This window comes from Kerstersia similis, from assembly GCF_965139615.1.
In the GTDB taxonomy this organism is placed as follows: Bacteria; Pseudomonadota; Gammaproteobacteria; order Burkholderiales; family Burkholderiaceae_B; genus Kerstersia; species Kerstersia similis.
Genome location: NZ_CBCSIQ010000026.1, coordinates 45,822 through 58,285, shown reverse-complemented (window position 1 = coordinate 58,285; position 12,464 = coordinate 45,822). Strand labels below are relative to the sequence as shown.

The 12,464-nt window shown below is 62.3% G+C and carries 10 protein-coding genes and 1 tRNA gene; 8 read left to right on the top strand and 3 right to left on the bottom strand.

Annotation, left to right across the window (positions count from 1 at the left end; translation table 11 throughout):
* Positions 1–22 precede the first annotated feature (22 nt).
* Positions 23–1,264, top strand: coding sequence for a LysR family transcriptional regulator (locus ACNA1V_RS14490; protein WP_415834312.1), 1,242 nt, complete (start codon positions 23–25; stop codon positions 1,262–1,264).
* Positions 1,265–1,303: 39 nt separating this feature from the next.
* Here ACNA1V_RS14490 and ACNA1V_RS14485 read toward each other — a convergent pair whose 3' ends face one another.
* Together ACNA1V_RS14485 and ACNA1V_RS14480 are read right to left on the bottom strand one after the other, a co-directional pair.
* Entirely contained in the window at positions 1,304–2,029 is a 726-nt protein-coding gene (locus tag ACNA1V_RS14485) for a lipoate--protein ligase family protein (protein ID WP_415834311.1), read from the bottom strand.
* Between the two features lie 425 nt (positions 2,030–2,454).
* Entirely contained in the window at positions 2,455–3,006 is a 552-nt protein-coding gene (locus ACNA1V_RS14480) for a SecDF P1 head subdomain-containing protein (RefSeq protein WP_415834307.1), read from the bottom strand.
* Between the two features lie 507 nt (positions 3,007–3,513).
* Here ACNA1V_RS14480 and ACNA1V_RS14475 point away from each other — a divergent pair.
* From ACNA1V_RS14475 to fumC, 7 genes are all read left to right on the top strand, one after another.
* Positions 3,514–4,917 (top strand): hypothetical protein, encoded by a 1,404-nt coding sequence (locus tag ACNA1V_RS14475; RefSeq protein WP_415834306.1) that lies wholly within the window; start codon positions 3,514–3,516, stop codon positions 4,915–4,917.
* A gap of 308 nt (positions 4,918–5,225) precedes the next feature.
* Positions 5,226–6,380 (top strand): ABC transporter substrate-binding protein, encoded by a 1,155-nt coding sequence (locus tag ACNA1V_RS14470; RefSeq protein WP_415834305.1) that lies wholly within the window; start codon positions 5,226–5,228, stop codon positions 6,378–6,380.
* 38 nt (positions 6,381–6,418) lie between these two features.
* A complete protein-coding gene (ssuC, locus tag ACNA1V_RS14465) occupies positions 6,419–7,198 on the top strand; it encodes an aliphatic sulfonate ABC transporter permease SsuC (protein WP_415834310.1) in 780 nt (259 codons plus the stop codon).
* Complete coding sequence (locus tag ACNA1V_RS14460; protein ID WP_415834304.1) at positions 7,195–8,091, top strand: ATP-binding cassette domain-containing protein; 897 nt, start codon at positions 7,195–7,197, stop codon at positions 8,089–8,091. Before ssuC ends, ACNA1V_RS14460 begins: the two co-directional genes overlap by 4 nt.
* Before the next feature lie 171 nt (positions 8,092–8,262).
* On the top strand, positions 8,263–9,897 hold the full coding sequence (locus ACNA1V_RS14455) for an FAD-binding protein (protein WP_415834303.1): 1,635 nt from the start codon (positions 8,263–8,265) through the stop codon (positions 9,895–9,897).
* A gap of 245 nt (positions 9,898–10,142) precedes the next feature.
* On the top strand, positions 10,143–10,274 hold the full coding sequence (locus tag ACNA1V_RS14450; RefSeq protein WP_415834302.1) for a hypothetical protein: 132 nt from the start codon (positions 10,143–10,145) through the stop codon (positions 10,272–10,274).
* A gap of 407 nt (positions 10,275–10,681) precedes the next feature.
* Entirely contained in the window at positions 10,682–12,139 is a 1,458-nt protein-coding gene (gene fumC, locus ACNA1V_RS14445; RefSeq protein WP_415834301.1) for a class II fumarate hydratase, read from the top strand.
* Positions 12,140–12,340: 201 nt separating this feature from the next.
* Here fumC and ACNA1V_RS14440 read toward each other — a convergent pair.
* A tRNA-Arg gene (locus tag ACNA1V_RS14440) sits at positions 12,341–12,417 on the bottom strand.
* Between the last annotated feature and the right edge of the window lie 47 nt (positions 12,418–12,464).

Below are 12,464 nucleotides of genomic sequence, written 5' to 3'. Positions count from 1 at the left end.
CGCCCAGCCCCAGGCCCCCGCGTTGCTCGCCTATTTACGGGCATTGCGCGCCATGCAGGCGGTCGTACAACACGGCACGACTTTTGCCGCAGCGCAAGCCTGCCATATCTCTCAACCAGCCATTACCCGAGCCATTCAGCAGCTGGAGCAACATTGCGGACTGGCACTGTTTCTGCGCACGGCGCGTGGCATGGTGCCGACTGACACCGGCCGGCAAATGGCAGCGCGAACCTCGGCGCTGCTCAACTGCCTGCAGACTGGCGCGCGCGACGCCCTGGCCAGCGACTCCGCCAAACGCAGCAACGACAGCACCGCCGAACGCTTCGCGCGCGGGATCACCGCCAGTCAGATCCAAGCCTTGCTGAGCGTTGCCGCCAACGGCAGTGAATCCCGCGCCGCCCAGGCGCTGGGCATTTCCCAACCCGCCGTGCACACCTCGCTGCAGGGTCTGGAACGCCTGCTGTCCATCCGATTGTTTTACAAGCTGCCCACCGGCACCTGGCTGACGCCTCCGGGCGCCGCGCTGCTGCTGCGTGTCAAGCAGGCATTGGCGGAACTCCGTGGACTGGAAAGCGAGCTGTCCGCCTGGCACGGGAAAACCGATGGCAAGATCGTGATCGGCATTCTGCCGCTTTCCGTCCCCATCTTCCTGCCCCAAGCCCTGAAAACGCTGATGCAAGCGCACACAGCCGTGCGTGTCGGCATTATCGACGGCACCTACGAGGATCTGCTGCAACGCCTGCGCAGCGCCGATATCGACCTGATCGCTGGCGCATTGCGCCGCGAACCGCCAGGCCCGGATATCCATCAATGGCCGCTGTTCGATGACGACCTGGTGATCGTTGCAGCCCCCGACCACCCTTGCCTGAGGCAAGACAAGCTACAACTGCAGGACCTGACGCAATGGCGCTGGGTCACCCCCCTGCCCGGCACACCGGCCGATCATCTCTTACGCCATATTTTTGCCGCCCGCGGCCTGACGCCGCCGTCCGGACGGCTCTATGCCAACAGCCCGCTGATGACGCAAGCCCTGATCCAGCAAACCGGCCACCTGGCCATCGCGTCACGCGGCCAGGCCAAGCAGGAGGCCTTGCAGGGCAACCTTTGCATCGTGCCGGTTGCCACACCGGGCACGCAACGCAAAATCGGGCTGACCATACGCGCCGGCACGCGGATTTCGCCCCCGTTGCAAGCGCTGCTGCAAGCCTGCGAGGATGCTGTCGCCGGGCTGGGCCTGATCAACGCAGGCAAGAGCCTCGGTTAACGGCCTGCCCCAGCGCGGCATCGACCAGGCCGCCACCGCTCAGGGCAGGTGATTCAGCCAGCTGGCGCTGCTGAACTTGCCCTGCGCCAGCGTCTCGGCCGCCGCGTACTCTTCCGGCGTAATCTGCCCCTGGGTGCCGCCATTCAGCGCGGCAAACGTCGCCTTCATGCGCGCCACAATCTGCTCACGCGGCAGGCCGGTCTGGCTGCGCAAGGGATCGACGCGCTTGGCGGCGCTGGCCGTTCCCTTATCGCTGAGCTTTTCACGCCCGATACGCAAGACCTGCAGCATTTTGTTGGCATCCATGTCATACGCCATGGTGACATGATGCAGCACCGCGCCATTGGCAAAGCGCTTCTGTGCGGCGCCGCCGATCTTGCCCTGCGGACTGGTGATATCGTTGAGCGGCTTGTAGAACGCCGCGATCCCCAGCTCATTGAGTGCCTTGAGCACCCAATCGTCCAGGAAGGCGTAGGACTCCGCAAAACTCATGCCCCGTACCAGCTCACCCGGCGCATACAACGAGTAGGTAATCGCCGAGCCGGGCTCCACGAACATGGCGCCCCCTCCTGTGATACGGCGCACCACATCGACGCCCAACTCGCGTGCAGCATCAATATCCACTTCGTTTTTCAGGGACTGGAAGCAGCCGATGATGATGGCCAGACGGCTCCACTCCCAGAAGCGCAGGGTCGGCGCACGCTGGCCGGAAGCCACCGCCTGCCCCAATACCTCGTCGAGCGCCAGATGCATGGCGGGCGCCATGGGGGCGGTTTCCACCAGCTGCCATTCATAATCACGCCAGCTGCGCTCTACGCCCAAGGCCCGCCGCACGGCAATGGCAACCGCTTCCGGACTGAAGCCGATCAACGCAGCATCCGGCCGCAACCCACGGCGTATGGCTGCGGCCAGTTCCTCAGCGGACGCCCCAGCCGGCAAGCCGTTCAGCGCCTGGCGAATGTCATCCAGCGCTTCCGGCGGCTCCAGAAAGAAGTCGCCCGCCACACTGACATTGCGCAGCAGTCCGCTGTCCACCTCCAGATCCACCACTACCAATTTACCGCCGTGAACCTTGTACTCACCATGCATGGGAATATGCCCCTCTCTTCAAACCTGTGCAGGCGGCCCGTTGCTCAGCCCCGCCAGCCCTGCCCTATGACACCCTGGCACAATACGGCACCAGGCCCGGATCACTGCCCCCCTTGACGCAACAGGTTCACGACCGCTTGCGCATCTTCGGCGCTGCGCATCGGCACATGTACGGCAGGCTTTTCGTAGGCGCTGGCAACCTGGGGAATGGCAACCACCCGATCATTGATCGTCAATACCAGATAGTTGCCCGCTGCCTGCTGGCTGATCGCTTCCAGCTTTTCCGCGCCGCGCTCATTGAAATCGAAACGCAGGAACACCTGCCCCTGCTGGCTCTTCAAAGGCACGACCTGCTTCATGTCCGCTTGCGTAAAAACCGGCTGGGGCAAAGCATACACGCTGGTTTGCGGATCCAGCTGAATCTGCAGCAAATCATCCGCAGGACGGGACTGCGCCAGGAAAAAGCGTATCGCCGGGGCAGCTTGAACGGCGGATTGCTCCACGGCTTGCGTTGACGCAGCCTGCTGGGTCTGCTGCGCCGCTGCGGCCGGCGAGGTTTCCGGCTGCAACGGCACCGTGCCCTGGCATGCTGCCAGGGTGAAGGCACCCGCCATCGTCAGCCAGGGAAACAAAAGACGCGTAGAAACTTTCATAGCTGTCAGCCCAAAAATCCATTGAAAACGAAAAAGGTTAGAAAGAGACTATATCGCCGTACCTTGCCACGGCTGCTCTGTGACTGCCAGACAGCCTTACATCTTCACACATAAGGCGTGATCTCCGGCGGCGCAAAGCGCCACCGTCTCCCCCAGCCTTCCGGCCATCGGCACGCCTGATCTGCCCGAGCTCCACCCGATACCGGCACAGCTTATGCATGCGTTTGCAACACAGGCAGGCAAACCCGCACCAGCACGCCCTGCCAGAGGCCCTGGAATCCCGCCAGTTCCGCCGGAATCCTCATCATGGCAGCCCAAAGCAGCTGTAGCATTCTGATACCATCGCCCCCCCTGCGCGCCTGCTGCACATTCCAGCAAGGCCTTCTAAAATCGCGCTTGCCTGGCACTCGCTGCGTGGTCCGGCCTTGCCCTTGACTCCTGGCAAACGGCCGACTTGCCAAACGCGCCACGGATGTGCCTGGCCTGAACTACTCCCTACGAGGATCTATGAAACTCTCCACTCCGCTTGCAGCGATCGCCGGTGCGATCGTCGCGGGTTCCGCCGTCTTTTTCTACTTCCAGCAACACCAATCCCAGCAGCCGACTGTTGTGCCGCTAACGGTAGGCAAGCAAATCTCGGGTGAGCTGTCCAGCAAAAGCCTGCTGAACTACAGCGATGGCGTGCGCAGCGCGCTGTTCAAGCTGGAAGCCGACAAAGGCCAACTGTTCCGCATCGTCGTGACCGGCTCGCTGCGTCCGCAAATCAGCGTGTTGCGCGACGGCGTCATGGTGTCGCGCCTGAGCAACCCTTGCGACGACTGCTCCGGCACGAACCGCAATGCAAAAACGGTACTGGGCTTCAAGACCGAGGCTGCCGGTACCTATGACATTGCCATCAGCGGCATGGACGCCAGCGCCTACGGCCCCTTCCAGGTCGAAGTGGAAAAATTGGAACCGTACTCCGGCGAGCCCATCACCGCCGGCAAGAGCATCGCGGACTGGGGTACCGGCAAAGTGCTGGAGTACCGCCTGAATATCGCCGAGGACGGCATCTACCGCATCGACATGCGCGCCTCCCAGCAAGGACTGGATCCCTACCTCGTGCTGCGTGATGGCTCGGGCGTGGATCTGTTCAGCGATGACGACAGCGGCGGCAATTTCGATGCCCGCCTGCAAGTCGCGCTGAAAGCCGGCAACTACGTCATTGTGGCCGACTCCGCCATGGACACGGAAAACTTCCAGGGCGGCTTCACCATCGACGTCGAACGCGTGGCCCTGCCCGCTGGTGAACTGCTGGAACCGAATGCCACGCTGCAACTCAATGCACCGGCAGCCACAGGCGTTTACACCGGCGACGCGCAATCGTATTCCTTCCGCCTGAACCAGCCCGCCCTGGTCACGGTTGACCTGAATGCCGACGGTTTCCAGCCTGATGTGGAACTCACCGCCAACAATGGCAACACGCGCGGCAGCAGCAGCGGCCAGCGCAACCGCATCCGCAGCGTCTTGCAAGCCGGCACCTATCACGTCAATCTCAATGGCGGCGGGCAAAGCGGCCCCTATACGCTGGCTGTCAAAACACAGCCCGTGCCGGAAAACGCCGGCGGCGGCGTCCTGAAGGTAGGCGAACCGCGTCCTGCGCTCCTGATCGGCAACAACGAAGCGGACATCTATACCCTGGAAATCACCCAGCCCGGCAACTACATCATCACCATGCGCGCACCGGATTCGGACAGCTATCTGACCCTGATGCAAGACGGCTCGACGCTGGCCGAGGACGATGACAGCGCCGGTAACATGGATGCCCAGATCATCACTGAACTGGCGCCCGGCACCTACGAGGTACAGGCCCGCACGCTGGGCGATAGCGACCGCGACCGCCGCTACACGCTCTCGGCCCAACGCCGCTGATGCCACCCAGGCTGCGACGGTAGCCTGGCACAGCATGCAATCCATGCCGGCCCTGTACAAACAGGGCCGGCATTTTTTTACAACATCAGCATTTGCTTCCAGACACCATTAGCAAATAAATAATCCGTCGTTCATCCGCTGGCGCGGCATTTCTAGAATTCACGGACTGGCAACAGGAGTACGCCATGCATGGCAGGGCAGGGACAGGCGGCATCCGCACACCCGGCCCCGCTCGCCCGCATACGCCGTCCTGCCTGCCTGCGCAGCCCACACGATGGTGCGCTGCGCATATCGTGAACTCATCCGCCATGACACTGAACACTCTCCCGCAGACTGCCTTTTCCCCTTCCCTGCTGCCTTTGCCGAAAGCCTGGGCCCGTACCGGCCTGCGCCTGTTTGCCGGCTTGCTGCTCGCAAGCTCCCTGGCTGCCTGCGACAATAACAATCAGCCGCCCGCCGCAACGACAGGCGCTGGCAGCGCTGCCAGCGCCCCGGCGTCCGGTTCGACCAATACGGCCAGCAGCACGCCTGCCACCGATAGCTCAAGCCCTGCGGCTACGCCAGTAGCGGGCAACTACACCTTGCGCCTTGGCTATATCGGACCGGGGCAAAGCATAGGCGGTCCCGTGGGTTGGGCGCTGGAGCAAGGCCTGCTGGCCAACGCGCTCAAGCCGCTGGGATTCACACAGATCAGCCAGCATATTTTCCCCAATGGCCCCGATCTGAATGAAGCCCTGTTGAGCGGCAAGCTGGATGTCGGCATCTACGGCGATACCCCCGCGCTCTTCGCCCGCTCCAGCGGCGGCGCGACACGCCTGCTGGGTTTCAACACCATCGCCAGTGATGCCTGGCTGGTGGTGCCGGCCAACGGCGTCAACAGCCCGGCCGAGCTTGCCGGCCAACGCGTCGGGTTGCCGCGCGGCTCGTATCTGCACCGTTATTTCGCCGGCCTGAAAGACCAGGGCATCGTCAAGGATGTCGAAGAGGTGCATCTGTTCCCGCGTGATGCCCAGCCCGCATTAGAACGGGGAGATATCGCGGCCTACACCGCACCGACCGGCCTGGGCCCGCAGCTCAAGGCGCTGGGGCTGAAAGTCATCGACCAGGCCAGCCAGCACGGTCTGGAAGGCAACTCAGTCATTGTTGCCAGTGAAAGCTTCCTGAAGGCACATCCTGGCTTTGCCGCGGCCTTCGATCAGGCACGCGAGCAAGGCGCCCGAGATCTGCACGCCAACCCCGATGCCTATTACACCCATTACCTGACGACGACGGCATTCAGCGAACCGGTGGTGCGCGAATCCTGGCCTGTCAGCTCCTTCAACATCGACGCTTATCCGCAGCAAGGGCTGGATTTGCTGGAAGGCACCAAAGCGTTCCTGCTGTCCAACGGACTGGCTAAGGAAGACTTCTCCATTGCCGATTGGCAATGGCATGAACCTGCCGCGACGGAAGGCACGAAGTGAGCCGGGCAAACCGTTCATCCCATCCGGCCACCACATCGCTGCGCGCGGTGTGGTGGCAGCTCATGCCTTGGCTGATCCCGCTGTTCACTATCGTCGTCTGGCACTACGCCTCGACGCGCGGCCTGGTCTCCGCCCGGCTCTTTCCGCCGCCGCTGGAAGTGCTGCAAACCTTCCTGCGCCTGCTGGCCAGCGGCGAACTCTGGCATCACATCGGCGTCAGCTTTGTGCGTGCTGCCGCCGGCTTCGCCCTCGGCACGGCACTGGGGCTGGCGCTCGGTTTGCTGACCGGCCTGTCCCGCACGGGCGAACGCCTGCTCGATACCACGCTGCAGATGCTGCGCAACATTCCCTCGCTGGCGCTGGTGCCCTTGGCCATTATGTGGTTCGGCATCGACGAAACCACCCGCATTTTCCTGATTACATTCGCCGCCCTGTTTCCGGTCTATCTGAACACCTATCACGGCATCCGCTCGCTGGACAGCGGCCTGATCGAGATGGCTCGCAACTACGGCCTGAGCGGCTGGCGCCTGCTGCGCTATGTCGTATTGCCAGGTGCGGTGCCCTCCATCCTGGTCGGAGTGCGCTACGCCCTGGGCGTCTCCTGGATCGTGCTGATCGTTGCCGAAACCATCTCGGCCAAATCGGGGGTCGGCTACCTGGCCATGACGGCGCGCGAATTCCTGCAGACCGATATCGTCGTGCTATCCATCATCATCTATGCCTTGCTGGGCAAAAGTTCCGATTGGGCGGCTCGCCTGCTGGAGCGGCGCTGGCTGAAATGGCATCCCTCCTACCAAATGGCAGAGGCCCGGCCATGAGCAGCCCATCCACCTTCTTTCCTTCCCTCTGGCGCCGTCTGCTGCCGAATTCCGCCAGCGCCAATTCTTTGGCCAATGCCGGCGCTCTTCCGGCGTCCCAGCCGCTGCCGGCCAGTTCCGGCCGCAAGACTGCCAACCAAAGCCCCCGCCAGACGCGGCAAGCATCGCAAGCCGATACCGGGCTCGCACTATCCCTGCGCGGCCTGGAAAAATCCTTTGGCTCGCAGCCGGTCATCCGGCAATTGGACCTGGATGTCCAGGCCGGCCAGTTCCTGGCCATTGTCGGCCGCTCGGGCTGCGGTAAATCGACGCTGCTGCGCGCCCTGGCCAGCCTGGAAACCTGTGAAGACGGCCAGTTGCATGCCAACGGTACACCCTTGCGCAGCCACGCCAAGGATATCCGCATGATGTTCCAGGACTCGCGCCTGTTGCCCTGGTTGTCGGTGCTCGACAACATCGGTCTGGGGCTGCGTGGCGATTGGCGTCCGCGTGCCCGAGCGGCGCTGCAGGAAGTCGGGCTGGCGGAACATGCGGGCAAATGGCCCGCCCAGCTATCAGGCGGCCAGCGTCAACGGGTCGCGCTGGCGCGTGCCTTGATTCATCGCCCGCGCCTGTTGCTGCTGGACGAGCCGCTGGGCGCCCTGGATGCGCTGACCCGGCTGGAAATGCAGGCATTGGTCGAGAAGATCTGGCAGACCCATGCTTTCACGGTGCTGCTGGTGACCCACGAAGTCGAAGAGGCTGTCGCGCTGGGGGATCGCGTTGTCCTGATGGATGGCGGACAGGTCGCGCTGGATCTGGCAGTCCCCCTGCCCCGCCCGCGCATCCGCAGTACCCCGACTTTTGTCGGGCTGCGCGAAACCGTGCTTGAACGCGTGCTGCAAAAACACTGAGGCGCCCCACCACCGATCTTCGCTGCCCACCTTGCGCCACTCATCTTGCACCACTCCTCGCGCTCCAGGCGCGACGAGTGGTGCAGCCAAGGCGGCGCCGAAAGACCTGGTGCAGGCTGCGATGTCTGCCGCGCTTCTTTTCCGATAGAACTTCTGTTTTCGTTGAATTCCATGGCCTCATACCCCAGCAGTAATCTCATCCAGCCCGGTTCTCACAGCCATGAATACCGTGCCGACATTCTCGTGATCGGCGGCAGCGTGGCCGGCTGCTGGGCCGCCCTGAGCGCCCGGCGTGCAGGCGCCAGCGTCATCCTGGCAGAAAAGGGTGTCGTCGGTGAAGCCGGCGTCGTCGCCAAGGCCAGCGGCAGCGCCTGCTACACCCGTCCCGGCGAAACCGCCTACAACGACAAACTGATCCATTCGCGCCATGCGGCCGCCTGCGGGCTGGATGACCTCGCCTACATTGAGCGCGTCTATGAAGAAAGCTATCGCATCGGCCTGCAACTGAAGGAATTGGGCTTTCAATCCGCCTATGGCCTGCCGACGCTGGACGGCAGCCCGCCCAGCCTGCTGGCTTTCCAGGGCCCCTACGCCTTGCTGTTCCTGCGCGAGCAATTGCTGCTGGCGGGCGTACAGATCCTCGATCACAGCCCGGCCCTGGAGCTTCTGGCCAATGATGACGCTGTCGCGGGCGCTGCGGGCGACAACACACAGACCGGCCAAAGCTGGAGTGTCCGCGCCGGTGCCGTGATTCTGGCGACTGGCGGCAACGCCTTTCTGTCCGGCGCCATGGGCACCGAGGGCACCACAGGTGACGGACACCTGATGGCCGCCGAAGCGGGCGCCAGCTTTTCGGGGCTGGAATTCAGCGGCCACTATGGCATTTCCCCGCAAGGCAGCCCGACCACCAAAGGCTTCTGGTATAGCAGCGCGACGTTCTATGACGGCAATGGCCGTGAACTGCCTGCCAATGGCTGGGAATCCGTCGCCGACGTCGGGCGTGCCATCATGGAAACCGGCGGCGCGTATGCCAGCATGAACCGTGGCAACCCGCATCTCAAGGCCTTCGCCAAAACCGTCAGCAGCATCTATGAGCACTTCCGTGCCATTGGCGTGGATCCCTTCACCGAACGCTTCCCGCTGGAACTGCGTTATGAGGGGCTGATCCGTGCCGCAGGCGGACTGACTACCGATGAGCGCTCGGCCACCAGCGTGCCCGGGCTGTATGCCGCTGGTGATGTCACGGAACGCACCCACTTATGCGGCGCAGCCATGAGTGGCGCGGGCCCGGCCATCGCCTGGTGCCTGGTCTCGGCCAAGTGGGCCGCCCAGGCGGCCGTGGCGGCGGCTCAGCCTGCACCGGCGCCGCAGCTGGCCTTGCGGGGCCTGGGCGGCATCGGCCTGCGCCCCCGGAGCGCGGCCGGTACGGCCCGCAGTGCAAACATCCGCCAAGGCGTCCAGGCGGAAATCCTGCCCATAGAAAAAAACGTGTTTCGTACCCTGGGCGGCATCCAGGATTCCTTGAACAAGCTCGACGCACTCTGGGATCAGGCCAGCACCAGCCTGGCCCCGAACAGTGATCAGAGCCCGCGCCACGCACGCGAAACCGCCGCCATGCTGGCTGGCGCCCGCTGGATCTACCGCAGCGCCAGCGAACGCCGCGAAACACGGGGCATGCACCGATTGCAGGAACTGCCGCAAACCGATCCTGCACAACAGGATCGGATCATCGTGAGCGGACTCGATGATATCCGGCTGCATCGCGTACCGCTTACGCAGTCCGCCGCCTCCCCGCAAACCGCCTGAACCGACACATTCCCTTGGCCCATCAGGGTGCCGTACCGCTGCTATCGCGCTGGCAATGGAAAGATAAAATTGCCGCTATCTCACTGCCAGCGCAGCCTATCGGCTGCCATTGCCGGCCACATGGCGACGCACGCCGGCCAATTGCAATGCGGTTCCCGCAGCGGGCAAAAAAATGGCTTATGCAGGGAAGGCTGCGCCCATTCCATCGCAGCGGAATGCCTGCCTGACTGGATTTTCCTCTGCGCGTGAACGATTTCATTACAGAAAAAAATTCCGGCATTGTTTTGGGTACGGCAGCATCAGGAATGCTGCCTCAACTCGACGCGGCAGGCATGGCGCGCCAGTGCCTGCCCCAAGAACTTTCCGCGTCAGCATGATGGGGGACTTGCCTCAGCCCTGGCGGCCCAGCCAGCACTGGTCCTGCCCTCTTGTCCCCAGGCCCAGCCAGCGCTGGTGCCTTGCCCCCAGCGTGCAAACCGTACTGCCGGTTTTCCAACTGCCCGGTTTGCAATGAATTTTCATTTCATTTCCCAAAAACAATAAATTCATTCCATTCAATCAATTTCAGCAGGATCTTATTTTTTCAATCCGAAAAAGAATTCCCGCCTATTTGTTGCAAATCAAACCTGGTTTCAATCATTCGGGCGAATTTTTATTTTTTCACCATTGCCTTCATGGGCATCCTATATATTACGAGAGGCAGATCGCGGCCAATGCAGGAATTGCTGCGCCGCATGATTGCTGATTCAAAAAATATATTTGACAGTCCATTCTCCGAGGCGATATGACCCACTCCAGCACCCCCGTAAAGATCCTGAACATTCCCATTGGTATCAATGCGACTGGCGTACGTCATGAAACGGACTCCATGGGCGGTATAGATGTCCCCGCCGATCGCTATTGGGGCGCGCAGACCCAGCGCTCGCTGGTGCATTTCTCTATTGGCAACGACCGTATGCCCAAGCGGGTTTATCACGCCTACGGATATGTCAAAAAAGCGGCCGCACTGGTCAATGCCGCCGCAGGCCGGTTGCCCGACTGGAAGGCCCAGGCCATCGTACAAGCCGCTGAAGAAGCCATTACAGGCAAACTGGACGACCACTTCCCTCTCTACGTCTGGCAAACCGGCTCAGGGACGCAGTCCAACATGAACGTCAACGAAGTGCTGTCCAACCGGGCGATACAGCTGCTGGGTGGAGAGTTGGGCAGCAAGGTTCCCGTCCATCCCAACGACGATGTGAACATGGGGCAATCTTCCAACGACAGCTTTCCCACTGCCATGCACATTGCCGCAGTCTCGGCACTGGATGATGTGCTGCTGCCCCAGGCCACTGCGCTGGCCGAGGAAATCGAAAAAAAATCCGAGCAATGGATGGACATCGTCAAAACCGGGCGTACGCATCTGCAGGATGCCACGCCCTTGACCGTCGGCCAGGAATGGTCGGGCTATGCCGTGCAGATCCGCGATGCACTCGCCAATATTGCACGCTCCCAAAGCGGCCTGTACCAACTGGCTGCCGGCGGTACAGCGGTCGGCACCGGCCTGAACGCGCCCCAGGGCTTCAGCGAGGAAATCGCTGCAAAAATTGCGGAAATCACCGGCAAACCCTTTGTCACCGCCCCCAACAAGTTTGCCGCCCAGGGCTCGCTGGACGCCATGGTGGCAACGATGGCTGCGGTACGGGGCCTGGCGGTGGCGCTTATGAAAATTGCCAACGACATGCGTTGGCTGGCCTCTGGTCCGCGATGTGGCCTGGGCGAACTGATCCTGCCCGCCAACGAACCCGGCTCTTCCATCATGCCCGGCAAAGTCAACCCGACGCAATGCGAAGCAATGGTCATGGTCTGCATTCAGGTACTCGGCGAAGACAATGCCGTGGCCTTCGCCGGCAGCCAGGGCAACTTCGAATTGAATGCCATGCGCCCGATCATCATCAACAATACCCTGCACTCCATCCAGATCCTGGGGGATGCCTGTGAGAAATTCCGCCTCTATTCCGTCTCAGGCACGGAACTGAATCGCCCGCGCATAGATGCCATGGTGAATCAATCCCTGATGCTGGTCACGGCCCTGTCCCCGGTGATTGGCTATGACAAGGCCTCGAAGATCGCACACCTGGCCAACGACGAAGGCACCACCCTCAAGGCGGCTGCCCTCAAGTCCGGTTTCATTGATGAAGCGCAGTTCGATGCCATCGTCAATCCGGCCCTGATGGTCGGGCATGGGGTGGCAGGCAGCTAAGCCGTCCGCACAGGCACGGGATCGCGTCGGGCCGCAAGCCCAGCCATCCCGCTGCCTATCAGGCGATGGAAGGCGGTGAAAGTCGATGAACGGACTCGACAAGCATACATCCATGGATGTGGCGCTTGCCGCCGCACAGCGGGCCGCGCAACGGAAATAGAAAAAGGGGCTTACAGTTTTCGCTGTAAGCCCCTTCTGAATTGGCGCGCCCGGCAGGATTCGAACCCACGACCCCTTGGTTCGTAGCCAAGTACTCTATCCAACTGAGCTACGGGCGCATTCTGTCTTGCTGTTCATCCCAAATCCATTGCTTCGATGAAGCGAT